This is a genomic window from Roseixanthobacter liquoris (assembly GCF_043195135.2).
Taxonomy (GTDB): Bacteria; Pseudomonadota; Alphaproteobacteria; order Rhizobiales; family Xanthobacteraceae; genus NCEH01.
Window position 1 is genome coordinate 844,405 of sequence record NZ_CM195537.1, and the last position, 25,419, is coordinate 869,823.

Consider the following 25,419-nt stretch of genomic DNA (forward strand, 5'->3'; position numbering starts at 1 on the left):
AAGGGGAGAATGGCCGCCGGGTGACGGCGAACCCGCTCCCGTGTCCACCGAAACCACGAAAACGTAGCGTCCACGCCGTTCCGGCCTTGCCTTCGCCATCACGCGCGGCTACCTGCAAGCCATGAAATTCCTCGATCTAGCCAAGATATATGTACGTTCCGGTGATGGCGGGGCGGGGTGCGTCTCGTTCCGGCGCGAAAAGTTCATCGAGTTCGGCGGTCCCAACGGCGGCGACGGCGGACGCGGCGGCGATGTGTGGGTGGAGTGCGTGGACGGGCTCAACACCCTGATCGACTATCGCTACCAGCAGCATTTCAAGGCCAAGAAGGGCGAGCACGGCATGGGCGCCAACCGCACCGGCGCCAAGGGCGCCGACGTGGTGCTCAAGGTGCCGGCCGGAACCGAGATCCTGGACGAGGACGAGGAAACCGTCCTCGCCGACCTCACCGAGGTGGGTCAGCGCATCCGTTTGCTCGCCGGCGGCAATGGCGGGTTCGGCAATGCCCAGTTCAAGACCTCCACCAACCAGGCGCCGCGCCGCGCCAATCCGGGCCTGGAAGGCCAGGAGAAGTGGATCTGGCTGCGCCTGAAGCTGATCGCCGACGCCGGCCTCATCGGCCTGCCCAATGCCGGCAAGTCGACGTTTCTCGCCGCGACCACCGCCGCCAAGCCCAAGATCGCCGATTATCCCTTCACCACCTTGCATCCCGGCCTCGGCGTGGTGCGGGTGGACGACCGCGAATTCGTGCTCGCCGACATTCCCGGCCTGATCGAGGGCGCCCACGAGGGCCACGGCATCGGCGACCGGTTCCTGGCCCATATCGAGCGCTGCCGCGCTTTGCTGCATCTGGTGGACGGCACCTGCGAGCATGCCGGCAAGGCTTATAAGACCGTGCGCGCGGAGCTTGCCGCCTATGGCGCCGGGCTCGACGAAAAGCCGGAGATCGTCGCCCTCTCCAAGATCGACGCGCTTTCCCCCGAACTGCTCAAGCAGCAGAAGGAGCGGCTCCAGCGCGCGGCGAAGAAGAAGCCGCTTCTGCTCTCCGCCCAGTCGGGCCAGGGCATGCAGGATGCGCTGCGCATGCTGTTCAAGGTCGTGACCGACGGCCGCCTTGAGGAGGAGGAAGCGGCGCCCAAGCCCGAGTGGCGGCCGTGAGCGAAGGGGCGGCGGCGGTCTCTCTTTCCACGCGCCGCCTGCTGCTGCGTCCGCTGGCGGCCAAAGACGCCGAGGCGCTGCACCGCGCCTATGGCGATCCGCATGTCATGCGGCACTGGCACACCCCGCCCCATGACACGCTGGCGCAGACCCGGGCTCTGCTGGAAGGGATCGGCGCCGGCTCGGCCTGGGTGCTGGTGCCGCACGGCGGCGAAGAGGCCGTCGGCCTCGTCTATTTTCTCAGCGGGAAAGGCATCGCCGGCCTCGGCTACATCCTCGCCCGCGCGGCCTGGGGCCAGGGCTTCATGCCGGAGGCGGTGGAGCGGGTCGTCGCCTATGGGTTCGAGGCCCTGGGGCTCGACGGCATCGAATTGTGGATCCATGCGGCCAACCCTGCCTCGCGGCGGGTGGCGGAGAAGACCGGCTTTGCCCGGCGTGGCGCCTTCCCGCAAAAGTTTGCCCACGCCCCGGCCGCGCACGAAACCCTGGTTTATGGCCTCAAACGGACGGAATGGGCCGGCGCCGCGGCCGGCCCGGATGCGCCGGCCGAGGCTTACGGCCTGACGCCGGTGCTGGCGGTCCGTGACGTCGCCGCCACCGCCGCATTCTACCGCGACATGCTGGGGTTTCGAATCGAGTTCCTGGAGGGCGATCCGCCGGTTTATGGCGGCGTCGCGTTCGCCACCTTTGCGGCGACGGGCGCGCGGCTGCACCTCACGCATCGTGAGGCACCGCCGCCTGTGGAAGGCCTTTCCCTGCGCATCCTGGTGGACGGTTCCATCGATTGCCTGCATGAGCGGTTCGCCGCGCGCGGCGTCGCGATCGCCGCCCCGCTGACGCAGCAGCCGTGGGGTGCGCGGGAATTCGCGGTGCGCGACAACAACGGCTATGTGCTGATGTTCACCACCCCGGCCTGAGGCGCGGCGGCGGGCGTGGCGCATGGCTGGTTCCACGGCAAATCTCTTGAACTCGCGCCCCGCTCTATCTATGCGATGCACTTCCGCGCCACGGCCGCTTTCCTCGGCGCGCGCCCCCATGACCGAAGACCGCCCGTGACCCACGCACCCGCAGCAGCCGTTCCCTCGCTCGCCGATTTCCGCCGCATCGTCATCAAGGTCGGCTCGGCGCTGCTCGTTGATTCCGCGCGCGGAAAGGTCCGCCTGCCCTGGCTCACCTCGCTGGCGGAGGACATCGGCGCGCTGCATGCCGAGGGCAAGGACGTGCTGGTGGTCTCCTCGGGCGCCATCGCGCTCGGGCGCACCGTGCTCGGCCTGCCGCGCGGCGCACTGAAGCTGGAGGACAGCCAGGCCGCCGCCGCCGTGGGACAGATCGCGCTCGCCCGCACCTGGTCGGAAATCCTCGCCCACGAGAATGTCACCGCCGGCCAGATCCTGCTGACGCTCGGCGACACCGAGGAACGCCGGCGGTATTTGAATGCGCGCTCCACCCTGGCGCGGCTGCTGGAATATCGCGCAGTGCCCGTCATCAACGAGAACGACACGGTGGCGACCAGCGAAATCCGCTATGGCGACAACGACCGCCTCGCCGCGCGCGTCGCCACCATGGCCAGCGCCGATCTGCTGGTGCTGCTCTCCGATATCGACGGACTCTATACCGCTCCGCCGGCGCAGAACCCGGAGGCGCGCCATATCGCCGTGGTGCCGCGCATCACCGCCGAGATCGAGGGCATGGCGGGGGCCGCCGGCTCGGAACTCTCGCGCGGCGGCATGCGCACCAAGATCGAGGCCGGCAAGATCGCCACCTCCGCCGGCACCCATATGGTGATCGCGTCCGGCCATGTGAAAAACCCGCTGCGCGCGATCCTCGATGGCGGGCGCTGCACCTGGTTTCTCAGCGGCGCGACCCCCGCCCGCGCGCGCAAGGCCTGGATCGGCGGCGCGCTGGAGCCGCGCGGCATCCTGCATCTGGACGAGGGGGCGGTCGCGGCTCTGCGGCGCGGCGCGAGCCTGCTGCCGGCCGGCGTCACGCGGGTGGAAGGCCTGTTCGAGCGCGGCGACGCGGTGCTGTTGCGCGGCCCCGACGGCGGCGAGATCGGGCGCGGCCTGGTGGCCTATGACAGCGACCATGCCGAGCGCATCATCGGCCGCGCCAGCGCCGAGATCGAGGCCATCCTCGGCTTCCAGGGCCGGCTGGAACTGATCCACCGCGACGACATGGCGGTGGGCGCGGAATAGGTATCGCCCAACAGGCGACCCTTGAAACAGGCTACCTTTGGGGCCGCGCCTGCGTTATGCGTGGAGCCGGCGTGCAAGGCTTGCGGTTGCGCGGCTTCCGTCCGCACGCCACCTGATGGTAAGGCTTGAGGCCGTTTCGCTTTTTCCGGCGACGGCCCGATCAGAGAGTGCGCCATGTCCACGTCCAGCGCCGCCCGAGTGAACGCCCCCGCGATCGCCGATCGCGCGGTGCCGCCGCAGGATATCGCCGGTACCCTGCTGGACATGGGCAAGCGCGCCCGCGCCGCCGCACGCAGTCTCGCGGTGGCGGACCCCGAGGTGAAGACGCGGGCGCTCCTGGCCGCTGCCCGCGCCATCCGCGCCGCCGCGCCCGAAATTCTCGCCGCCAATGCGGACGATCTGGCGCGCGCGCGGGCCGATGGCATGTCCGCCGCGTTCCAGGACCGGCTGGCGCTGACCGACGCGCGGATCGAGGCGATCGCCGCCGGCATCGAGGCGGTGGCGGCCTTGCCCGATCCCGTCGGCAAGGTCACGGAACGCTGGACCCGCCCGAACGGCCTGATCATCGAGCGCGTGCGCACGCCGCTCGGCGTCATCGGCGTGATCTATGAAAGCCGGCCCAATGTGACCGCCGATGCGGCGGCACTCTGCGTGCGTGCGGGCAATGCGGTGGTGCTGCGCGGCGGCTCCGACAGCCTCGGATCGAGCGGCGCCATTCACCGGGCGTTCGTCGCCGGGCTCGTGGAGGCCGGCTTGCCGGCGGATGCGGTGCAATTCGTGCCGTTCGCCGATCGCGGCGCGGTGGGCGAGATGCTCAAGGGCCTCGGCGGAAACCTGGACGTGATCGTGCCGCGCGGCGGCAAGGGCCTGGTGGCGCGGGTACAGAGCGAGGCGCGCGTGCCCGTGTTCGCCCATCTCGACGGCATCGTCCATGTCTATGTCCATGCGCCGGCCGATCTCGCCATGGCGAAAACCGTGCTGCTGAACGCCAAGATGCGCCGCACCGGCATTTGCGGCGCCGCCGAGACGCTGCTGGTGGACGAAGCGAGTGCGCCGACCCATCTCAAGCCGCTGATCCAGATGCTGCTCGACGCCGGCTGCGAAGTGCGCGGCGATGCGGCGGCGCAGGCAGCCGATCCGCGCGTTTTGCCGGCAAACGATGCCGATTGGGACACGGAATACGAGGATGCCATCATCTCGGTGAAAGTGGTGGCGGGGCTGGACGAGGCCATCGCCCATATCGAGGGGCATGGCTCGCATCACACGGATTCCATCATCACTCAGGATGAGGATGCGGCCCGCCGGTTCCTCAGCGAAGTGGATTCGGCGATCGTCATGCACAATGCCTCCACCCAGTTCGCCGACGGCGGCGAGTTCGGCTTCGGCGCCGAGATCGGCATCGCCACGGGGCGCATGCATGCGCGCGGCCCGGTGGGGGCGGAGCAGCTGACCTCCTTCAAATACCGCGTTCACGGGGCCGGGCAGACCCGTCCGTGACCTGCGTGCCAAGCCCGCGCATGCGAGACTCCCGAGCCCCGGAGAGATCGCCGGCCGCGCCGCTCGGCGAGGGCGCGGCCACGCGCCTGCCGCTGGCTACGGCGGGCATGCGCATCGGCCTGTTCGGCGGCAGCTTCAATCCCGCCCATGGCGCGCATCGCGCCGCCAGCCTGCTGGCACTGCGGCGGCTGGGGCTGGACCGGGTGTGGTGGCTCGTGACGCCGGGCAACCCCTTGAAGGACAATCGCGATCTTCCTTCGCTCGCGGCCCGGGTGGCCTATGCCCGCACGGTGGCGCACCATCCGCTGATCGATGTCACGGGCATCGAGGCGCGGCTCGGCACGCGCTATAGCTACGAGACCGTGGCGGCGCTGCGGGCGCGCCTGCCGCAGGTGCGCTTCGTATGGCTGATGGGGGCGGACAATCTCGCCCATTTCAGCCGCTGGCAACGCTGGCGGGATCTGGCGAACCTGCTGCCGATCGCCGTGGTGGACCGGATGGGCGACAGCCTCGCCGCCACCGCCTCGCTGGGCGCCCAGGCGCTCGGGCGATTCCGAATCGACGAGAGCGACGCGGCCATCCTGCCCACCCTCGATCCCCCCGCCTGGGTGTTTCTGCACGGGATGAAATCCCCAGTTTCCTCAACGGGCATTCGCGCCGCACAACGGCTCGCGGAATGGCCCGCGCGGGGGCCGATGGGCCACAAGTCTTGATTTTTCGTTGATTTGAGCGCATTTTACTTATGCGGCCTCAGGGTTCGGCTTCGCCTGCCCCAGGAGTCCGCATCAATTTTCGAGAGGATTTGGACCACTGTCCACGACGGCTCTCATGGCGGCCGCCCCCAACCCGGCGCCCGCATCGATTTCCGAAGCGCCCGACGCTGAGGAAGTCCTCGCCCTCGTCACCGCCCAGCTGGACGACGACAAGTCGGAAGACATCGTCTCCATCGACCTGCGGGGCAAAACATCGATCGCCGATTACATGGTGGTGGCGTCCGGTCGCTCCCAGCGACATGTGGGCGCCGTTGCCGAGCACCTCATCGAGGCGCTGAAGGCGGCCGGTGTGCGCGACGTGCGGGTCGAAGGCCAGCCGGCCTGCGACTGGGTGCTCATCGACGCCGGGGACGTGATCATTCACGTTTTCCAGCCCGAGGTTCGCAGCTTCTATTCGATCGAGAAGATGTGGTCCGGGACCGCGCGCGCCTGATGGCGCGCGGCGTTTCCCGTTCGGGCTGACCGCGCGGTGCGCATCCTGCTGGTCTGTATCGGCCGGTTGAAAGCCGGGGCCGAACGGGATCTTGTGACACGTTATGTCGAGCGGGCGCGGGCCAGCGGCCGCGCGCTCGGGCTCACCGGCTTCGAGACCCTGGAATTTTCCGAATCCGCCGCGCGGCGCGCGGAAGATCGCATGACCGAGGAAGGCGCGGCCCTGCTTGCCGCCCTCCCGCCCGGGGCCATGGTGGTGGTGCTCGATCCGCGCGGCCGCGCGCTCTCCAGCGAGGATTTCGCCACCCGTATCCAGACCGAGCGCGATGCCGGCACCGCCGCCCTGTGCCTCGTCATCGGCGGCGCGGACGGGCTTGCCGAATCGCTGCGCGCGCGGGCGCAACTGATGCTGGCGTTCGGCGCCGCCACCTTTCCCCATCAATTGGTGCGCGTAATGCTGGCCGAGCAGCTCTATCGCGCCACCACCATTCTCTCCGGGCACCCCTACCACCGGGCCTGAAGGCTATTGACCGGTCCGGGCGCGTGATTTCGCCCTGTCCGGGGCGAAGCTGTGCGATGGTTTACACATCCTCAACTTCGCGTGCTTAAGTCTACGTTCATGATCTTTCGCGCCGGGCCCTTCTTCTGCGTGGTGGCGGTCGGCTTCGCGCTGGCGCAGGCCGGGCCGGCGCATGGCCAGGCGTCATCCCCCGGAGCGGGCGCGCCGGTGCCGGTTCCGCGTGCCGCCAAGCCCGCGCCGCGCCCGGCCGGCGCCCCGCCGGCGGTGGATACCGAGGCGCTGCAGAACGATGTGCGGCGCAATGCGGCCTTCCAGGCCCAGCTCCAGGCCGATCTCGCCAGCGCCTCGGGCGACCGGGGCAAGCTCTCCCAGATGCTGGTGGACACCACCACCCATATTCGCGAGGTCGAGCAGAAGCTGACCGATGTGGAAGGCCGCATGGCGGAGCTGGACCGCAGCCGCTCGGCCCTCGCCGCCTCGCTGGTGAGCCGGCGCGAGGTTCTGGCCGACGTGCTCGCCGCCCTGGTGCGGATGGGGCGCAATCCGCCGCCGGCCTTGCTGATGCGGCCCGACGATGCGCTCGATGCGGTGCGCTCGGCGATCCTGCTCGGCGCGCTGCTGCCGGAAATGCGGGTGGAGGCGGAAACGCTCGCCACCGACCTTGCCGAGCTGAACCGGGTGCGCGCCGAACTCACCAGCGCGCGCGACACGCTCACCACGCTGCGCGCCTCGCTCGGCGAGGATCGCGCGCGGATCGCCGCGCTCGTGACGGAACGCCAGCGGCGCCAGGCGGAGAGCGGGGCCATCCAGCCGGGCGACAAGGCCCAGGCCGATTCCCTCGCCAAGACCAGCGGCGACGTGCACGATCTCGTGACCCGCCTGGAAACCGAAGTGGCGCCCGCCGCGCGCGCCGCCGACGCGGCTCGCTCCGCGCCGCAGGATGCCGCTGGGGCAGGTGGGTCGGGAAAGACCCAGGTCGCGGCCCTGACCAACCCGGCGCGGCTTGCGCCGGCGATCGCCTTCACCGAGGCCAAAGGCTTGCTGCCATTACCCGTTGCCGGAGTGCGGCTGCGCGAATTCGGCGCGCCGGACGGGCTCGGAAGCACGGAAAAAGGCTTGACCATCGCCACCCGCGCGGGCGCGCAGGTCGCCGCTCCGAGCGACGGCTGGGTGGTCTATGCCGGCCCGTTCCGCTCCTACGGCCAACTCTTGATCATAAATGCCGGCGGAGGCTACCATATTCTCATGGCGGGAATGGAACGCATCACCGTGGACCTCGGGCAGTTCGTGCTGACCGGGGAGCCGGTGGCGGTGATGGGAAACGGTCCGCGGGCAGCGAATTCGGCCTCGGGACAGCCCCATTTATATGTCGAATTCCGTAAGGACGGAATTTCAATCGATCCCGCCCCCTGGTGGGCGGCAACGGACAGTCAGAAGGTGCGCGGATGATGCGTCGTACGTCTCTATTTCTCTTTGGCGTTGCGGCCGGCGCCCTGGTGGCCGTAGCGGCAACCCAGCCAGGTATGCTTTCCAGCATGACCGCGCAGGCGGCGGCTTCCGACACCTACCGCCAGCTCAACCTGTTCGGTGACGTGTTCGAGCGCGTGCGATCCGATTATGTCGAGAAGCCCGACGACAGCAAGCTCGTGGAAAGCGCCATCAACGGCATGCTCCAGGGGCTCGACCCGCATTCCTCCTACATGGATGCGAAGAGCTTCCGCGACATGCAGGTGCAGACCCGCGGCGAGTTCGGCGGCCTCGGCATCGAGGTCACCATGGACGACGGCCTCGTGAAGGTGATCGCGCCCATCGACGATACCCCGGCCGCCAAGGCCGGCGTGCAGGCGGGCGACATCATCACCAAGCTCGACGACGACCAGGTGCAGGGCCTCACCCTGAACCAGGCGGTCGAGAAGATGCGCGGCGCCGTCAACACGCCGATTCGCCTCACCATCGTGCGCAAGGGCCAGGACAAGCCGATCGAGATCAAGGTGGTGCGCGACACCATCAAGATCCGCGCGGTGCGCTCGCGAATCGAGAATGGCGACATCGCCTATCTGCGCATCACCTCGTTCAACGAGCAGACCTTCGACAATCTGAAGAAGGCGATCGAGGACACCACCGCCCAGATCGGCCCCGACAAGATCAAGGGCTATATCGTCGATCTGCGCAACAATCCCGGCGGCCTGCTCGACCAGGCGATCGCCGTGTCGGACGCGTTCCTGGAGAAGGGCGAGATCGTCTCCACCCGCGGCCGCAACGCCGACGAGACCCAGCGCTTCAACGCGCGCGGCGGCGACCTGACCAAGGGCAAGCCGGTGATCGTGCTGACCAACGGCGGCTCCGCCTCGGCCTCGGAAATCGTCGCCGGCGCGCTCCAGGACCATAAGCGCGCGACCATTCTCGGCTCGCGCACGTTCGGCAAGGGATCGGTGCAGACCATCATCCCGCTCGGCGGCAACGGCGCGCTGCGCCTCACCACGGCGCGCTACTACACGCCGTCGGGCCGCTCCATTCAGGCCAAGGGGATCGAGCCGGACATCATCCTGATCCAGGATCTGCCGGAGGACCAGAAGGCCAAGATCGGCGCCGCCGCGGGCGACACCACGCGCGGGGAAGCCTCGCTGAAGGGCCATCTGAAGAACGGCGACGACGAGCAGGCGGGTTCGCCCTCCTACGTCCCGGCCGATCCGAAGGACGACACCCAGCTGAAGATGGCGGTGGATCTGCTGGAAGGCACCATCAAGAACGCCGCCTTCCCGCCGAATCCCAACAAGACCACCTCCGCCAACTGAGGCGAATCCGGGCGGTGCGCCGTCCGGACCCGTTGGAGCGTTCAAGGCCCGCCGGTTTTGCCGGCGGGTCTTTTTTTGCCGGAAAAAGACTGTTTCCGTTTTGCGCCGCACGCCCGGCGCGATTGCTTGCCGGCGGACGATTTCGCGGGCAAAGCTGCGGGATAAAAGGAAAATTTCTGCCCTAAGGGCAGGGAATTGCGGGCTTCGCGCGGCTGCGGTGCGTCAATGCGGCACTGTGCCCTTCACTCGGTCGTGTTGCCGCTTCGCAAAGCCTGTGTTAGGCAACCCCGACTTCCGGAGACCGGCCTTGCCGGCGTTTCGGGGGGGAGCATCGATATTCCCAACAGATCAAGGGTTTGGGTCTCCAATCGCGCGGATCGCGCGGCGGAGGTTGCGGACCCGAGAGAGGCGCGGGTGGCGGAGACGATCGTGTCAGGCATGGCGGGGCGCTATGCGACCGCACTGTTCGAATTGGCGAACGAGGCGGGAACCCTCGACGCCGTGAAGGCAGACCTCGGCACGTTGTCGGGCCTGATCGCGGAGAATGCCGACCTCGGCCGTCTCGTGCGCAGCCCGGTCTTCGGCGCCGAGGAACAATCCCGCGCGATCGCCGCCGTGATGGACAGCATCGGCATCACCGGCATCACCGCGAATTTCGTGAAGCTGGTCGCCAGCAACCGCCGCCTGTTCGCGCTGCCGGCGATGATTTCCGCTTTCAACGCTCTGGTCGCCGCCCATCGCGGCGAGGTGACGGCGCAGGTGACTGCCGCCGAGCCGCTGAGCGATACCCACATCGCCGCGCTGAAGGAAGCGCTGGCTCAAAAGACCGGCAAGGACGTGAGCCTCGACGTGACCGTCGACCCGTCCATCATCGGTGGTCTGATCGTGAAGCTCGGCTCGCGCATGGTCGATGCTTCTTTGAAGACCAAACTCAATTCTATCCGGCATGCGATGAAAGAGGTCCGCTGATGGACATTCGAGCCGCTGAAATCTCTGCCATCCTGAAAGAGCAGATCCAGAATTTCGGCCAGGAGGCGGAAGTCTCGGAGGTCGGTCAGGTTCTCTCCGTGGGCGACGGCATTGCGCGCGCTTATGGTCTCGACAACGTCCAGGCGGGCGAAATGGTCGAGTTCGAGAACGGCACGCGCGGCATGGCGCTGAACCTCGAAATCGACAATGTCGGTATCGTGATCTTCGGCTCCGACCGCGAGATCAAGGAAGGCCAGACCGTCAAGCGCACCGGCGCGATCGTGGACGTGCCGGTCGGCAAGGGTCTGCTGGGCCGCGTCGTGGACGCGCTGGGCAATCCGATCGACGGCAAGGGCCCGATCGAATACACCGAGCGCCGCCGCGTGGACGTGAAGGCCCCCGGCATCATTCCCCGCAAGTCCGTGCATGAGCCCATGCAGACCGGCCTGAAGGCGATCGACGCCCTCATCCCGGTGGGCCGCGGCCAGCGCGAGCTGATCATCGGCGACCGCCAGACCGGCAAGACCGCCGTCGCGCTCGACACCATTCTCAACCAGAAGCCCATCAACCAGGGCACGGACGAGAAGGCCAAGCTCTATTGCGTCTATGTGGCGGTGGGCCAGAAGCGCTCCACGGTCGCCCAGTTCGTTAAGGTGCTGGAAGAGCAGGGCGCGCTGGAATATTCCATCATCGTCGCCGCCACCGCCTCCGATCCGGCCCCCATGCAGTTCCTGGCGCCGTTCTCCGGCACCGCCATGGGCGAGTTCTTCCGCGACAACGGCATGCACGCCCTGATCGTCCATGACGATCTGTCCAAGCAGGCGGTCGCCTATCGCCAGATGTCGCTGCTGCTGCGCCGCCCGCCGGGCCGCGAAGCCTATCCCGGCGACGTGTTCTATCTCCACTCCCGCCTGCTGGAGCGCGCGGCCAAGCTGAACGACGCCAACGGCGCCGGCTCGCTGACCGCCCTCCCGGTGATCGAGACCCAGGCCAACGACGTGTCGGCCTATATCCCGACCAACGTGATCTCCATCACCGACGGCCAGATCTTCCTTGAATCCGACCTGTTCTACCAGGGCATCCGCCCGGCGGTGAACGTCGGCCTCTCGGTGTCGCGCGTCGGCTCCTCCGCCCAGATCAAGGCGATGAAGCAGGTGGCGGGCAAGATCAAGGGCGAGCTCGCCCAGTATCGCGAGCTGGCGGCCTTCGCCCAGTTCGGCTCCGACCTCGACGCCTCCACCCAGAAGCTGCTGAACCGCGGCGCGCGCCTGACCGAGCTGCTGAAGCAGGGCCAGTTCTCGCCGCTGAAGGTCGAGGAGCAGGTGGTGGTGATCTTCGCCGGCACCAACGGCTATCTCGACCCGCTGCCGGTCTCCAAGGTCCGCGAGTTCGAGGCCGGCCTGCTGCTGGCGCTGCGCTCGCAGCATCAGGACATTCTCGACACCATTCGCACCTCCAAGGAAATGTCCAAGGAGACCCAGGAGAAGCTCACGAAGGCCATCGAGGCCTTTTCCAAGAGCTTTTCCTGAGCCTTTCCTCGAGATTGATGGACGGGCGCAATGGCGAGCCTGAAAGAACTTAGAAACCGGATCGCCTCGGTCAAGGCGACGCAGAAGATCACCAAGGCGATGCAGATGGTCGCCGCGGCGAAGCTGCGTCGCGCCCAGACCATGGCGGAGGCCGCGCGCCCGTTCGCCGAGCGCATGGATGCCGTCCTCGGCAATCTGGCCTCCGGCGTCACGGTCAGCGCCGACACGCCCCTCCTTCTCGCGGGCACGGGCAAGGACGAGAAGCACCTGCTTCTCGTCTGCACCTCCGAGCGCGGCCTGTGCGGCGCGTTCAATACCCAGATCGTGCGTTTCGCGCGTGAGCGGGCCTATGCGCTGATGGCCCAGGGGAAGGACGTCAAGTTCTTCTGCGTCGGCCGCAAGGGCTACGACCAGCTGCGCCGCACCTTCCCGAACCAGATCGTCGAGCTGGTGGACCTGCGGGCGGTGCGCACGCTCGGCTTCGTGAACGCCCAGGACATCGCGGAAAAGATCATCGCCCGTTTCAACAAGGGCGAGTTCGACGTCTGCACCCTGTTCTTCTCGCACTTCAAGTCGGTGATCTCGCAGATCCCGACCGCGCAGCAGATCATCCCCGCCACCTTCGAGGAGAAGGCCGGCGAGGCGAGCACCTATGATTACGAGCCGGACGAGGGCGAGATCCTCGCCGACCTCCTGCCGCGCAACCTCGCGGTGCAGGTGTTCCGCGCCCTGCTGGAAAATCAGGCGTCGTTCTATGGCTCGCAGATGAGCGCCATGGACAATGCCACCCGCAATGCGGGCGAGATGATCAAGAAGCAGACCCTCATCTACAACCGCACGCGCCAGGCCATGATCACGAAGGAACTCATCGAGATCATCTCCGGCGCAGAAGCGCTCTGACGGCAGCGCGGTCGAGACACAAGGACGACGAACTATGGCCAATCCCACCGGACGCATCTCTCAGGTCATCGGCGCCGTCGTCGACGTGCAGTTCGACGGCCACCTGCCGGCAATCCTCAACGCGCTCGAGACCACCAACCAGGGCAACCGCCTGGTGCTCGAAGTGGCCCAGCATCTCGGCGAGAGCACCGTGCGCACCATCGCCATGGACTCCACCGAAGGCTTGGTGCGCGGCCAGCCGGTCACCGATACCGGCGCCCCGATCCGGGTGCCGGTGGGCGAAGCCACGCTCGGCCGCATCATGAACGTCATCGGCGAGCCGGTGGACGAGCTCGGCCCGATCGTCGGCGAGATGGTCCGCGCCATCCACCAGGAAGCCCCGAGCTACGCCGAGCAATCCACCGAAGCCGAGATCCTGGTGACGGGCATCAAGGTGGTGGACCTGCTGGCGCCTTACTCCAAGGGCGGCAAGATCGGCCTGTTCGGCGGCGCCGGCGTGGGCAAGACCGTGCTCATCATGGAGCTGATCAACAATATCGCGAAGGCGCACGGCGGCTATTCCGTGTTCGCCGGCGTGGGCGAGCGCACCCGCGAGGGCAACGATCTCTACTACGAAATGATCGAGTCCAAGGTGAACGTGGACCCGCACGAGCATGACGGCTCGGCCGCCGGCTCCAAGTGCGCCCTGGTCTACGGCCAGATGAACGAGCCCCCGGGCGCCCGCGCCCGCGTCGCGCTGACCGGCCTCACCGTCGCCGAGCATTTCCGCGACCAGGGCCAGGACGTGCTGTTCTTCGTGGACAACATCTTCCGCTTCACCCAGGCCGGCTCGGAAGTGTCGGCTCTGCTCGGCCGCATTCCCTCGGCGGTGGGCTATCAGCCCACGCTGGCGACCGACATGGGCGCGCTCCAGGAGCGCATCACCACCACCACCAAGGGCTCGATCACCTCGGTGCAGGCCATCTACGTGCCCGCCGACGATCTGACCGACCCGGCGCCCGCCGCCTCGTTCGCCCATCTGGACGCGACCACCGTTCTGTCGCGCTCGATCGCGGAAAAGGGCATCTACCCGGCGGTGGATCCGCTGGACTCCACCTCGCGCATTCTCTCCCCGCTGGTGATCGGCGACGAGCACTACAACGTCGCCCGTCAGGTTCAGCAGACCCTTCAGCGCTACAAGTCGCTCCAGGACATCATCGCCATCCTCGGCATGGACGAGCTGAGCGAAGAGGACAAGCTGGTGGTGTCGCGCGCCCGCAAGATCGAGCGCTTCCTCAGCCAGCCGTTCCACGTGGCCGAAGTGTTCACCGGCTCGCCCGGCAAGCTGGTCGATCTCGCCGACACCATCAAGGGCTTCAAGGGCCTGGTGGAAGGCAAGTACGACCACCTGCCGGAAGGCGCCTTCTACATGGTGGGCACCATCGAGGAAGCCATCGAGAAGGGTAAGAAGATGGCGGCCGCCGCCGCCTGAGTTTAACTGCCGGAGCCTGCGGGCCTGAAGGTTGATAGAGGCCGATCCCAGGTCCGCACCGGCGGATGCGGGGTCGGCATCGCACGCATCAAAGGCCCGCGCGGTCGGAGACACACAGATGGCCACCTTCCCCTTTGAGCTTGTCTCTCCCGAGAAGCTGCTCTTTTCCGGCCAGGTGCAGGAAGTGGGCGTGCCCGGGAGCGAGGGCGATTTCGGCGTCATGGCCGGCCACGCGCCGTTCATCGCCACCCTGCGCCCCGGCATCCTCACCATTCACGCCGATGGCGGCGCCAAGCGCCTGTTCGTGCGCGGCGGTTTCGCCGAGGTGAACCCCGCCGGCCTCACCGTGCTCGCCGAGCGCGCGGTGCCGGTGGAAGAGATCAAGCCGGAGATGCTGCGCCAGCTGATCAAGGACGCGCAGGAAGATATCGCCGACGCCCGCACCGACGAAGCGCGCCAGCGCGCTGAAGCGCAGGTTGCCGATCTCAAGCAGGTGCTGGATATCCTGGTTCCCGGCGAAGCGCCGCTGCCGCATTGAGCAGCGCGGCCTTTCCGAGGCGGTGATGACAAATCAAAGGCCGGCTCGCGCCGGCCTTTTTCTTTGCGCCGTTCCATCTTGCTCCGCGCCCCCTGGCGGGGGGCACCCGCCCCCCACATCGCCGCGGCTTTCGATACCGCCAAGGGGTCTTCCTGCCGCCGAGCTGTCTTCCTGCCGCCGAGGGCGGGCCCGCGCGCGGCGCGCCGAGGTGCGTCAGGGCAGGGTGAAGCGGCGGAAGTCGTGGATGACCCGCTCATAGACCGCCCGCTTGAAGGGAACCACAAGCTCAGCCGTACGCTCCAGGCTTTCCCAGCGCCAATGGACGAATTCGGGCTTATGCTGGCCGCCGCCGGGCTTGTGGATGTCGATCTCGCCGTCCACACCGGTGAAGCGCAGGGCGAACCAGCGCTGTGTCTGGCCGCGATACCTGCCCTTCCAGGCCTGGCCCGCGATGCGGCCGGGAAGGTCATAGGTCAGCCAGTCCTCCACCTCGCCGAGCCGGACGACGGAGCGGATGGAGGTTTCCTCGTATAATTCCCGCAGCGCGGCCGCGAACGGCTCCTCGCCCGCATCGATGCCGCCCTGCGGCATCTGCCAGGAATGCTCCATGTCCACATGTTCGGGGCCGCCCGAGCGCTGGCCCATGAAGACCTGCCCGGCCGCATTGAAAACGGCGAGGCCCACGCATCGACGATAGGGCAGGTCTTCCTGGCGTTTCATGGTGCACCTCGTTTGGCCGCCCGGACCGGGGGCGGGGGATCTGCGCGCCTGCTTAGCAAATCCGCGGCTCCCGCGCGCGGGGGGCGCCGCGCCGGCCCACGCGGAAAAACCGCGCAGGTCCGGGCCGCCCCCGTCGGAGGCTTCAGTGGGCGCGCATGCCGCGCGGCAGGGCGGTCGCGGCCCAGGCGCGCAGGGACACCCAGGTCCGGCGGTCGAGCAGGAAGCGATCCACCGGCACCGAGGCGGCCAGCGCCTTCACGCGGCACAGGCCGGCGCCGCACCACTGGAAGGCGCACTTCTCCAGCACCCGCCGCGAGGCCGGATTGACCACCCGGGCGGCACCGGCGATCTGCGCGATGGCGGTTTCGGAAAAGGCATAGTCGATCACGGCGCGCGCGGCCTCGGTGGCGATGCCGCGGCCCCAGAAGGGTTCGCCGATCCAATAGCCGAGCTCGGGCGCGGGCTCGCCGGGGCGGCGGGCGAAGCCGCACATGCCGACCAGGGTGAGCGCACCTTCCTGCTTCAGGAGCACGGCGAAGGTGGCGGCCTCCTCGCCCTGCGGCGCATGGGCGATGAAGCTCAAGGCGTCGGTGGCGCGATAGGGATGGGGCAGGTTGGCGGTCATTTCCGCGATGCGGCGGCTATTGGCCAGCGCCGCAATGGCGTCCACGTCCTCGATCTTGGGCGCGCGCAGCACCAGCCGCGCGGTTTCGAGGACGGGAATACAGCTTTCCTGTAACGGAACTCCGGGGGGCGTCTCGATGATGGTCATGGCGGGCTCCAGGCCAAGGCAAAAGAAAACCGGGAAGACGTGCCCGTCTCCCCGGTTTCATCGGAGCCCCAGCTTCCTGGTTCAGGCTCCCTCCGGTTCGACGAGACCGGCGGGATCCTGCATTTTCAGGTCTCGCCGGTTATTCAGCCGCCTCAAGGGCGGGGGTAGCTACTACAGAGACGAACGTGCGGTCGTTGGCTTTGGTGCGGAACTCGACGCGGCCTTCGATGAGGGCGAACAAGGTATGGTCCTTGCCCATGCCGACGTTGAGGCCGGGATGCCATTTGGTGCCGCGTTGACGCACGATAATGTTGCCGGGAATGACTTCCTGGCCGCCGAAGCGCTTCACGCCAAGGCGACGGCCGTCGGAATCGCGGCCGTTGCGGGACGAACCGCCTGCTTTCTTATGAGCCATTTGCGCTCTCCGTTCTCAGATCAAGCTTCGGCCGAGGCCTGTTCGGCCGGCGCAGCTTGGGTTGCGGGGACGACGGCCTTGCCGTCGGTTCCGAGAATCTCGGTGATGCGCACGACGGTGAGGTCGGCGCGGAAGCCGCGCTTGCGGCGCGAGTTCTGCCGGCGACGCTTCTTGAACGCGATCACCTTGTCGCCGCGGGTCTGTTCGACCACTTCCACGGTAACGGAGGCGCCGTCCACGAGCGGGGCACCGATCACGGTGGTCTCGCCTGCCAGCATGAGCACGGGGAACGACAGGGTCTGGCCGGCTTCGGCGTCGATGATCTTGTCGACCGTGATGACGTCTTGCGGGGCGACGCGGTACTGCTTGCCGCCCGTCTTGATGACCGCGAACATCTTTGTCTCGCTTTCGTGTTCCACCCGCCTCGAAGGGAGGGCTTCTTTCGGTCGATTGGGAATATGGGCACAGGGGCCCACGCGAAGCGGCTCGTGTACCCTTTGCCGGGTCGGTTTGTCAATGCGCGCGCCCCGGCAAAAACGCGGAGCGGTGCCGGTTTGCGTCCGGCCGCGTGGTGTCCTAACCCTGCGTTTGAAACATCTCCAGGCGGGCTCCAGACAGGGATCCGCCGCTGCCGACGCGCCAGGCTCGATTCGCAAGGATCCCATCATGCACGACAAGCAGGCCGAAATTCCGGACGGCATGCCCGCCATCCGCACCATCGCCATGCCGGCGGACACCAATCCGAGCGGCGATATCTTCGGCGGCTGGCTGATGTCGCAGATGGATCTTGCGGCCGGCAACATCGCCGCCCGCCGCGCCCGCGGCCGCTGCGCGACGGTGGCGGTGGAGGCCATCACCTTTCTCGGCCCGGTGTTCGTGGGCGACGAGGTGAGCCTGTTCGCCAACATCCTGTCGGTGGGCCGCACCTCCATGCGCATCGAGGTGGAAGCCTGGCGCCGCGCGCGGGAAGGCGAGGATACGCGCAAGGTGACGGAAGCCGTGTTCACCTTCGTCGCCATCGACGCCAACGGCAAGCCGCGCCCTGTGGGCGACGCCGCCTGAGGCGCGCGCCCTTTCGGCGGGCGTGGAAAGCCTGCGCGGGGCGTCTTGTGCTTGTTTCCCGGCTCGGCTAGAAGCGCAGAACCACATAAACGGGCGCCGCGCGCCCGTGCCCCGGTTGGAGAGGTGGCAGAGTGGTCGAATGCACCGCACTCGAAATGCGGCATACGGGCAACCGTATCGGGGGTTCAAATCCCTCCCTCTCCGCCAATCATTGCGATAAGTCGTTGAAAATAAAGATTTATCGCTCTCGAACGATACCTCTCCCCACATTGCACCCCACATTCTGAGCGTGCTGCTCTCGCGTGCGCGCGAGGCGATCATCTCGAGTCGATGAACACGTTCTGCGCCTCCGCGTTGAGCAGCAATCTCGACTGTATCGGGCGTCATGCCTGCCCAAAGCCGCTCTCGCGGGCAGATCAAATACATCGCAGCCCTGAACCGCTGAGGTTCAAATACTCAAGCGCGATTTGAGGTTCGGCTTGAAGCCAAAGCGTCCCTCAGCACGAGTTGCTTGACAAAATGACGGTATTATGATACAATACAGAGGCGGAGACTGCCGCCAGCCTCACGAAAGATCACATCATGACTGTCAAATCTCAGACCACCTCGCACGGCATTCTCGTGCTCTTCAATGCCACGCCGTCCCAGGCCGCAAAGTTCGAAGGCGAAGCCGCTGAAAAGGCGCGCGCTGTTGCCGAGGGCCTCGGCCTTCGCTGCGCGACGCTGAACCCGGCGAAGGACGCCAAGCTCATGGCGAGTCTCGCGCGCGGCGCCTTCGACAAGGAGGGTGCTCCCCTGCTCGGCGCGGTCACGCCCCGCATGATCAGCGAGCTCGCGGCCGTGGCCGAGAGCGCGGCCAAAACGGCGCCTGTCGTGCAGTTGATTCCGAAGGCCGCTGAGGCCAAGGCGGCCGCGAAAGCGACAATGCCAGCGCCTGCCGTCGAAACGGCCGCTGACGCCGCCTCGGGCGCCACGGACAAGCCTGTATCTGCCGTGGCCATCGCATCGCAGAACATGCTCGACGGCGGCAATCTCGGTGTCGTCAGTAAGGAGGTCGCCGTGGGGCTCTGGCCCGAGATTGCCAGCGGCCATCTGGTGCTGGCACCGGACTATGAAGAGGGTGCGTTCAACGGCTGGTGGCCAGCCGAGGTCATCAATCGCGACGCGACCCGGGCCACGCTCAAATGGCACGGCTTCGACGATCTGCCGGTGATCACGCGGCCGATCAGCCAGCTCGCCCTCATGCATCCCGATTGCAAGGCGTGAGCGGGAGGCTGGGAGGCCTCATGGCCTCCCAGCACTTATTGCCTAGGCCGGGCCGGACAAGGGCTAAGGCCGCTTGCGGCCACCCTTCAGTGGCGACGGCGGCACTGCATCTGCAGGAGGCTTCTGCAGCAGATCCGCCACGGGCACTTCGAGTACATCCGCCAGTCTATCGAGAAGATCTATCGTGGGATTTTCCGTCTGGCGCTCGATGCCACCGACATAAGCGCGATCAATGCCGGAATCAGCTGCGAGTCGCTCTTGCGAGACTCCGCGAGCCACGCGCAATGCGCGGACGTTCCAAGCCAAAATAGCGCGCCCCTTCATGCGCTCGAAAGCAGCAGCCAGATGGCTATTAAACCACTGGCTATTGCCATCATGTATGAATATCTTCGTCGCGAAATACCTCCGCGCCTCAGAAAGGAATCCCTCCGATGGCCTCTCCCAGGCTGATCAGGACGCTTGCGCTGTGCGGCTGCCTTGGCCTGCTCGCCTTCCCTCACTTCGCTAAGGCCGAGTACGGCTACAAGGACCGGATCTTCGAGCAGAAGTACGTCCTGCCGGAACAGCCCACCGACGATGAGCTCATTCAGCTCCGCCTGGGGCTCATGCTGCTCGGGGCCGACCCCGGGCAGGTCGACACGCTCTTCAGCGCGGAACTGGCACAGGCCATGGGCGGCATGTGCGACACCGTCGTGATCCTGAAGAAGGTGGTCTCCCGGCCGCCTCCCTCTGAGGCGCAGACTGTCCTCACGCAGGCCGCGGAGTCCGGGACGGTACAGGCCGTGAAGATGCAGCGTCCCGAGGTGCCCGGCGCCGAGCTTTGCCTGGCGCAGACCGTGCTCTTCAAGAAGGCCTTTGCCGATAGCCTCTCGACCGATCGGCAATTGAGCGATCTGGCGGCCGCGACCCGCAGGCGCTTCGCCGCCAACTGGATTGCGCAGGCCGAGCTGCAGCGGCCGCAGGTGCAGGCCGCCGCCCAGCGGCTCTCGAACATTCTCCAACGTGTAGCGCGCCTCGCCGCTGTCGGCGTCGTCGTGTCCGCCGCCGATGGGGGCGCCATGCAGGACAGTCCCATCCAGGAGGCACTGACGCAGCTTTCCGGGGACGAGCCCTATGCCACCATCGACCGCCGCCTGACCGAGATCGAGGAGGAGGCGGTGCGCTCCCTTGAAGAGCGCGGCGCGACGCTCAAGCAGCAGCAAGCGCGGTACGAGGAGGAAGCGCGCCGTCTGGATGAAACGCGGCGTCAAGAGTTGGACCGCGCGATCCACGGCACTGAGGCACCCCGGGCACAGGTACAGGCGCCAACCGTCACTCCGACCACCATTGCCGCCGATGCTTTGGATGCCGCCCAAGGGCGTGTCGCGCGAGCACGCCAGGCCGTGCAGGCAGCAGAGCGGCGCTTGCAGGAGCGCTCCGCCGCGATCCAGGCCGATCAGGCGCGCCGCATGCAGAGCCTGGCCATGGGCATGGCGCGGGGCCCATACGGCGTGGCGCAGGCGTTCCAGGATCTGGCGGGCGGCGGTGGTGCCGATCCCCTGGAGGGATTGCGGCGCGAGCGAGCAAGGGCGCAGCGCGAGCTCGATCAGGCCCTGGCCGCTCTGGCCGCGCTGCGGTCAGCGCAGAAGACCGCATCTGCATCGCAGGCCGCACCTGGCGCGCAGCCAAGCGAAGAGCGCTGCGTCGAAGGCGGCCGCTGCACCATCGTCGAGCGCACGGTCTTCTGCCGCACGCCGCAACAGCTCGCCACTTTGCTCTCGGAACGGCCGGGACCGGCGCGGCGGCGCGTGCGCGATCTCTTCGCCAGCACGGGCGACTGCACCATCCTCGACATCGGCGACACGCTGCAATGGGTCGACGCCCTCGTCGTCATCCAGCCGAAGGGCGAGGCGCCGGCCGAACTCATCCCGGTCGTACGCGCCGACGGCCAGCGCGGGCTCGTGCTCAGCGGCGGCGTGGGGATGGCCGCGCCCGCCACGGCGCAGCGCTGAGCCGCGATCTCACGCGCGTTTCCATAGCGTCATCACATCATCGCTTCATTATGGGGGAAAGCATGAAAGTTCTGATGAAAAACCCGAAGACGGGCGAGCTCAAGCGCATCAAGGTCGGCTGGAGCTGGGTCCTGTTCTTCTTCTCCACCTTCTTCGGCATCCCGCTGTTCCTGCGCCGCCTCTATGTCTGGGGCATCCTGATCAATGTGATCAACTTTTCCACGACCATCAGCCAGAGCCTGGCGGACCTGGAGCCGAAGGACGTGGCCCTGGTCGCGCTCGCGGCCTGCATCCTCGATTTGATCTTGATGATCTTCTTCGGCGTCAAGGGCAACGAACTGACGGCCAAGAACTATCTGGAGCACGGCTGGGTGTTCGCCGATCCGGATTCGCAGGAGACCTGGTACGCCAAAACCCGATGGAGCCTTGCCATCGACCGGCCGCCGTATCGCACCGAGCCGCATCCCATGGAGCCGAACCGCACCGAGCCGACCCTACGGAGCGAGGGATGATTTTTCGCGCGAGATGCATCTTCGCAAGCATTGCCGCCGTCGCCGTATTGGCGATGGTGGCTTCCTCTTGCCGGGCACAGGAGGCAGAGCCGGATTGCGATGCGCCGGATTATCGCCCCGCCGATTTGCGCAAGCCCATGCGCTTCTTCTCCCCGCCGAGCGCGATCTGCAGCGGCAATGCCGTCGAGCGCGCCGACCTCGCCGTCGGCATGATCACGCCCGACACGCCGCAGGCCTTCGCCGCCTTTGCCCGCGACAATCCCGATGGCGGCATGCTGCGGTTCGTCTCGCCGGGCGGGGATCTCGCCTCCGCCGCCAAGCTGGGCGAACTGATCCGCAAGGCCGGCTTCGGCACCAGCCTCGGCGAGATCTGCGTCGGCGCCTGCGCCTATGCCATCCTCGGCGGCGTGAAGCGCTACATGATCGCGCAAGACTCCGGCGCCGAGGATGCGGGTGATCTCTTCGACCGTTTCGAGGGCGCCACCGGCACCCGCCTCGGCGTGCATCAATTCTCCTTCTCGGGCACGACGGCCTATGCCCAGCAGATCATGGGGCGGCTGATCGACTACACGCTGGCCATGGGCATCGATCCCCGCTTTCTGGCGCTCGCCGCCAAGACGCCGGAGGGCGCACCCCGCTGGCTCACCCCGGACGAGATGCGCGCCTGGAATATCGACAACACGGCGCGCCGCTATGCGCCGCTCAGCCTGCAGGCCGCCGGGGGCATGGGCTCCGCGATCGGCGCCACTGCCGAAGTGGCCAGCAGCCGCTTCGATGACACGACGCGCCTGCGCCTGTTCTGCCGCAAAGGCCGCAAGACCCCCCTCGTCGCCTTGGTGTTCCAGCCGGGCTCGCGCGACACGGCGCTCGGGCAAAAGACCAGCCGGCCGGAGGATGTGCTGAGCATGCTCGAAAACCTCGACATGGAGGTGCGCTTCGAGCGCGGCGGCACGCGCAAACTCGCCGCGCGCGTGCTCGACATCAAGCCCAGCCCCACCGCCGAGGCACCGTTCCAGCTCATCGCCGTTCTGGAGGTCTCTGGCGTGTCATTCCAAGAGCTGGAAGCCATAGTCGCGGTCTCCTTCCAGGACGCCAGCGATCTCTCCCACGCCGACTGGTCGATCCAGGACGCCCTGCACTTCCGTATCTTCGGAGACCGCCGTCTGATCCACCTCGCCATGGCGACCTGCACAGAGTGAACTCTCGCCAATGAGGAGGCCTTCGATGAATCCACCAGCCATTCTGCGTCGCTTGCTGCTTGGCATCGGCGCTGCCACCTTCGCCGTCCCGCTTCTGCCTGCCCCCGCAGGCGCGCAGACCTATGCGGATTTATCCTGCCGGGCGCTCTGGTACAGTCGCAACGCGATCTATGCCGACCGCGGTTATTGTTTCCGCACCCCCGACGCACGCGCCGTGTTCGGCAACGCCTGCTTCCCACCCTACGGCCAGCTTTCTGCCAGCGAGCAGCGTGAGGTGGAGATCATAAGATCCTGGGAAGCGAGGCGGGGGTGTCCGAGGTAAAAGGGCAGCAGACGGGGCATCTGGAGAGCAAAGAGCCGCACGTGCCGACGATCCAATGGCCTCTGCGCATCATCGATTTTGAGGCGAGCTCACTGGAGGATGGCGGATATCCCATCGAGGTGGGACTTGCCGTCTGGCCGGCGCCGGAGGAGCCCATCCAGGTGTGGTCGGCGCTTATCCGGCCGACGCAGGATTGGAGCGACTTCGGCCATTGGAGCGAACTGTCGCAAGAGGTGCACGGCATCGACCGGGCCGAGCTTGCAACAGCCGAATCGCCGATGGCTGTCGCCAGGACCCTGAACACGCTGATCGGCGACGGGCCAGTTTGGTGCGATGGCGGGCCATTCGACGCTTATTGGATGGATGCACTGTTCGACGCAGCGGGCATAAAGCCCGGCTTCATGCTGCGCAGTTGGGACGGCCTGCTTCGCGAATTTGGCGATGAAGTGAGCGAGGGGATACGGGATCAGCTGGAACACGCCGAAGTGCGGCACCGGGCCGGCGAGGATGCTGCGATGCTGATGGAGGCGCTTGCGGCTGAGTTGAGGCAAGGGCGCTGACCGGCGGGGTGCCACCGATCTGGACAGCGAGTAGCGCAGCGCAAATGAGTCGGTTTGACCCATACGTGCCCCTCGACTGCCCTTTCAGGGACGTCCGCTTTGCGCCCGATTCCGTTGAAAAAGTCGGCCTGTGAGGCGCGCCGGCACGAAGCCGGATTTGGCGGCCGGACGTCGTCTCCGGTCATGCTGGCCTGACCTGCGGCCCGCTCGGGAGGAGCTTGGCGAGCTTCCTGAGGTTCTGAGCAGTGGCGGCGAGGTGGAACTCGTCCCGGGCGCCGTTTGGGCCGCGTAGTCGCAGACGGTCGAGCCTGAGGATGCGCTTGAGGTGGGCGAACAGCATCTCAACCTTCTTCCGCTGTCGGCGTGAGGTGACGTAGTCGTCCGTAGTGGCAATGTCTCGTGCCATGTCGCGGGCCCCTTCGTGGATCGAACGCGGGATCTTGCGGGCGGGTGTATTGGGACAACACCGAGGCTTCGACACGCAAGCCTCGCAGTCCAGTTTGCTGGCGCGGTAGCGCATCACGCCGTCATCATCGACAAGCGGGCGCGGCATCCGGTAGGCCTTCTGCCGCTGCCGCAACGGCTTGCCGGCCGGGCAGATATAGGCGTCCGCATCGCGATCGTAGGTGAAGTCCGACCGGCTGAAGGTGCCGTCCTGGCGTTCGGATTTGTCGAACACCGGGATGTGCGGCTCGATTCCGCGCTCGTGGACCAGCCAGGCGAGGTTCTCCGCCGAACCATAGGCGCTGTCGGCGGCCAGGCGCGCTGACTAGAGGCCGAAGCGATCTTGTGTGCGCTCGATCATGGTGCGTGCCGCCCCGACCTCCGCCTGCCGGATGACGCGGCATGCTTCCACATCGACGATGACGGCGTGATCGAGGTCGATCAGGTAGTTGGTGGCGTAGGCGAAGAAGGCATGGCCTTTCAGGGCGCCGGTCCATTGCGCCGCCGGATCCGACCTGGAGACGAACTTCGGCTTCACCTCGCTCGCGGCGCCCCAGGCGGCCTCGTCGAGCGTGTCGAGATATTCCCGGACCGACCGGCGCGTCTCGGCGAGCCCCTCCCAGTCCACCTGCTCCGAGGCGGCGGCGGACCGCTGCTTGTTGGCATCCGCTTTGATCAGACTGGCATCGACGGCGAAACCCTCGCCGCCGACCAGCCCCTCTTCGATGCAACGCCGCACCGTGGTTTCGAACAGCTCCCGCAGCAGGTCACTGTCGCGGAAGCGTCCGTGGCGGTTCTTGGAGAAGGTGGAGTGGTCCGGCACCGCACCTTCCAGTCCGAGCTGGCAGAACCAGCGATAGGCAAGGTTGAGATGCACTTCCTCGTACAGCCGCCGCTCCGAGCGGATGCCGAAGCAATAGCCGGTGAGCAGCATCCGGATCATCAACTCTGGGTCGATCGAGGGGCGCCCGGTCTCGCTGTAGAACGGCCTGAGGTGCGCCCGGATGCCGGAAAGGTCGACGAACCTGTCGATGGCCCGCACGAGGTGGCCAGCGGGGACATGGGGCTCCAGGCTGAACTCGTAGAACAGCGCGTCCTGCACCTCCGTCCGCTCGCCCATCATCGGCCCATCCTCCATCAACAAGGACGACTGAATCAGGACTTCAGGCCGACAGCAACGCCGACTTTTTCAACGGAATCGACCCTTAGCCGTCCTTTGAAATGCCCACTTTCGAGCTGTCGCTCAAGCTTCGAGCTTAGAGCAGAGAGCCACTCTTTAAGGTTGCAGTGAATGTCTCTGCCGTTCAGTTCGCCAGTGGCGACGTGCTGGCACGGATCCTGGAGGTTCTGCACGATAGGGGTCTGCCGGTCGACCGGCTGA

26 protein-coding genes, 1 tRNA gene and 1 pseudogene are annotated in these 25,419 nt (G+C 67.0%); 22 read left to right on the forward strand and 6 right to left on the reverse strand.

The annotated features are described in order from the left end of the window. Positions 1-121: 121 nt before the first annotated feature. The 14 genes from obgE (at position 122) to V5F84_RS03865 (ending at position 14,775) form a co-directional block, all read left to right on the forward strand. A complete protein-coding gene (gene obgE / locus V5F84_RS03800; protein ID WP_394044020.1) occupies positions 122-1,156 on the forward strand; it encodes a GTPase ObgE in 1,035 nt (344 codons plus the stop codon). After that, positions 1,153-2,073 carry a GNAT family N-acetyltransferase gene (locus V5F84_RS03805; RefSeq protein ID WP_394044021.1) on the forward strand — a complete coding sequence of 307 codons (921 nt, stop codon included), beginning with the start codon at positions 1,153-1,155 and terminating at the stop codon, positions 2,071-2,073. The genes obgE and V5F84_RS03805 overlap by 4 nt, the downstream gene beginning before the upstream one ends. A gap of 135 nt (positions 2,074-2,208) precedes the next feature. Next, positions 2,209-3,351: a glutamate 5-kinase gene (gene proB, locus V5F84_RS03810; RefSeq protein ID WP_394044022.1), complete on the forward strand. Its 1,143-nt coding sequence runs from the start codon at positions 2,209-2,211 to the stop codon at positions 3,349-3,351. A 198-nt stretch (positions 3,352-3,549) separates the two neighbouring features. Next, positions 3,550-4,848 carry a glutamate-5-semialdehyde dehydrogenase gene (locus tag V5F84_RS03815; protein WP_394044058.1) on the forward strand — a complete coding sequence of 433 codons (1,299 nt, stop codon included), beginning with the start codon at positions 3,550-3,552 and terminating at the stop codon, positions 4,846-4,848. 20 nt (positions 4,849-4,868) lie between these two features. Next, positions 4,869-5,561 carry a nicotinate-nucleotide adenylyltransferase gene (locus V5F84_RS03820; protein WP_394044023.1) on the forward strand — a complete coding sequence of 231 codons (693 nt, stop codon included), beginning with the start codon at positions 4,869-4,871 and terminating at the stop codon, positions 5,559-5,561. A 115-nt stretch (positions 5,562-5,676) separates the two neighbouring features. After that, on the forward strand, positions 5,677-6,054 hold the full coding sequence (rsfS, locus tag V5F84_RS03825; RefSeq protein ID WP_394044024.1) for a ribosome silencing factor: 378 nt from the start codon (positions 5,677-5,679) through the stop codon (positions 6,052-6,054). A gap of 36 nt (positions 6,055-6,090) precedes the next feature. Continuing rightward, entirely contained in the window at positions 6,091-6,573 is a 483-nt protein-coding gene (gene rlmH / locus V5F84_RS03830) for a 23S rRNA (pseudouridine(1915)-N(3))-methyltransferase RlmH (protein ID WP_394044025.1), read from the forward strand. A 99-nt stretch (positions 6,574-6,672) separates the two neighbouring features. Continuing rightward, a complete protein-coding gene (locus V5F84_RS03835) occupies positions 6,673-8,022 on the forward strand; it encodes a murein hydrolase activator EnvC family protein (protein WP_394044026.1) in 1,350 nt (449 codons plus the stop codon). Then, on the forward strand, positions 8,019-9,368 hold the full coding sequence (locus V5F84_RS03840; protein ID WP_394044027.1) for a S41 family peptidase: 1,350 nt from the start codon (positions 8,019-8,021) through the stop codon (positions 9,366-9,368). Before V5F84_RS03835 ends, V5F84_RS03840 begins: the two co-directional genes overlap by 4 nt. Positions 9,369-9,806: 438 nt before the next feature. After that, a complete protein-coding gene (locus V5F84_RS03845; protein ID WP_394044059.1) occupies positions 9,807-10,337 on the forward strand; it encodes a F0F1 ATP synthase subunit delta in 531 nt (176 codons plus the stop codon). Beyond that, positions 10,337-11,866 (forward strand): F0F1 ATP synthase subunit alpha, encoded by a 1,530-nt coding sequence (atpA, locus tag V5F84_RS03850; protein WP_348843814.1) that lies wholly within the window; start codon positions 10,337-10,339, stop codon positions 11,864-11,866. Before V5F84_RS03845 ends, atpA begins: the two co-directional genes overlap by 1 nt. A 30-nt stretch (positions 11,867-11,896) precedes the next feature. Beyond that, positions 11,897-12,766, forward strand: coding sequence for a F0F1 ATP synthase subunit gamma (locus V5F84_RS03855; protein WP_348843815.1), 870 nt, complete (start codon positions 11,897-11,899; stop codon positions 12,764-12,766). 34 nt (positions 12,767-12,800) lie between these two features. Further along, entirely contained in the window at positions 12,801-14,237 is a 1,437-nt protein-coding gene (gene atpD / locus V5F84_RS03860) for a F0F1 ATP synthase subunit beta (protein ID WP_394044028.1), read from the forward strand. Positions 14,238-14,355: 118 nt separating this feature from the next. Further along, positions 14,356-14,775 (forward strand): F0F1 ATP synthase subunit epsilon, encoded by a 420-nt coding sequence (locus tag V5F84_RS03865; protein WP_394044029.1) that lies wholly within the window; start codon positions 14,356-14,358, stop codon positions 14,773-14,775. 213 nt (positions 14,776-14,988) lie between these two features. Here the strand turns inward: V5F84_RS03865 and V5F84_RS03870 are convergent, their stop codons facing one another. From V5F84_RS03870 to rplU, 4 genes are all read right to left on the reverse strand, one after another. After that, positions 14,989-15,495, reverse strand: coding sequence for an RNA pyrophosphohydrolase (locus tag V5F84_RS03870; RefSeq protein ID WP_394044030.1), 507 nt, complete (start codon positions 15,493-15,495; stop codon positions 14,989-14,991). A gap of 142 nt (positions 15,496-15,637) precedes the next feature. Further along, entirely contained in the window at positions 15,638-16,267 is a 630-nt protein-coding gene (locus tag V5F84_RS03875) for a GNAT family N-acetyltransferase (RefSeq protein ID WP_394044031.1), read from the reverse strand. 139 nt (positions 16,268-16,406) lie between these two features. Next, positions 16,407-16,682: a 50S ribosomal protein L27 gene (rpmA, locus tag V5F84_RS03880; protein WP_394044032.1), complete on the reverse strand. Its 276-nt coding sequence runs from the start codon at positions 16,680-16,682 to the stop codon at positions 16,407-16,409. A gap of 20 nt (positions 16,683-16,702) precedes the next feature. Next, positions 16,703-17,077, reverse strand: coding sequence for a 50S ribosomal protein L21 (rplU, locus tag V5F84_RS03885; RefSeq protein WP_394044033.1), 375 nt, complete (start codon positions 17,075-17,077; stop codon positions 16,703-16,705). A 271-nt stretch (positions 17,078-17,348) separates the two neighbouring features. Here rplU and V5F84_RS03890 point away from each other — a divergent pair, with 271 nt between their 5' ends. The 3 genes from V5F84_RS03890 (at position 17,349) to V5F84_RS03900 (ending at position 19,010) form a co-directional block, all read left to right on the forward strand. Then, entirely contained in the window at positions 17,349-17,744 is a 396-nt protein-coding gene (locus tag V5F84_RS03890; RefSeq protein ID WP_394044034.1) for an acyl-CoA thioesterase, read from the forward strand. 117 nt (positions 17,745-17,861) lie between these two features. After that, positions 17,862-17,951 (forward strand) — tRNA-Ser (locus tag V5F84_RS03895). A gap of 375 nt (positions 17,952-18,326) precedes the next feature. After that, positions 18,327-19,010 (forward strand): hypothetical protein, encoded by a 684-nt coding sequence (locus tag V5F84_RS03900; protein ID WP_394044035.1) that lies wholly within the window; start codon positions 18,327-18,329, stop codon positions 19,008-19,010. Between the two features lie 63 nt (positions 19,011-19,073). On the opposite strand, the gene V5F84_RS03905 is transcribed toward V5F84_RS03900, so the two are convergent. Continuing rightward, a complete protein-coding gene (locus V5F84_RS03905) occupies positions 19,074-19,334 on the reverse strand; it encodes a helix-turn-helix domain-containing protein (protein WP_348846213.1) in 261 nt (86 codons plus the stop codon). Positions 19,335-19,441: 107 nt separating this feature from the next. On the opposite strand from V5F84_RS03905, the gene V5F84_RS03910 reads away from it, so the two are divergent. The 5 genes from V5F84_RS03910 to V5F84_RS03930 all read left to right on the forward strand — a co-directional run bounded on the left by V5F84_RS03910 (position 19,442) and on the right by V5F84_RS03930 (position 23,594). Next, complete coding sequence (locus V5F84_RS03910) at positions 19,442-21,001, forward strand: hypothetical protein (RefSeq protein WP_394044036.1); 1,560 nt, start codon at positions 19,442-19,444, stop codon at positions 20,999-21,001. A gap of 62 nt (positions 21,002-21,063) precedes the next feature. After that, a complete protein-coding gene (locus V5F84_RS03915) occupies positions 21,064-21,513 on the forward strand; it encodes a hypothetical protein (protein ID WP_394044037.1) in 450 nt (149 codons plus the stop codon). Continuing rightward, positions 21,510-22,712: a COG3904 family protein gene (locus V5F84_RS03920; RefSeq protein ID WP_394044038.1), complete on the forward strand. Its 1,203-nt coding sequence runs from the start codon at positions 21,510-21,512 to the stop codon at positions 22,710-22,712. The genes V5F84_RS03915 and V5F84_RS03920 overlap by 4 nt, the downstream gene beginning before the upstream one ends. A gap of 25 nt (positions 22,713-22,737) precedes the next feature. Beyond that, positions 22,738-23,034, forward strand: a complete 297-nt coding sequence (locus V5F84_RS03925) for a YARHG domain-containing protein (RefSeq protein ID WP_394044039.1) — start codon at positions 22,738-22,740, stop codon at positions 23,032-23,034. Further along, entirely contained in the window at positions 23,022-23,594 is a 573-nt protein-coding gene (locus V5F84_RS03930; RefSeq protein WP_394044040.1) for a 3'-5' exonuclease, read from the forward strand. The genes V5F84_RS03925 and V5F84_RS03930 overlap by 13 nt, the downstream gene beginning before the upstream one ends. A gap of 181 nt (positions 23,595-23,775) precedes the next feature. Here V5F84_RS03930 and V5F84_RS03935 read toward each other — a convergent pair. After that, positions 23,776-25,161, reverse strand: a pseudogene (locus V5F84_RS03935) (IS1182 family transposase). Positions 25,162-25,419 lie beyond the last annotated feature (258 nt).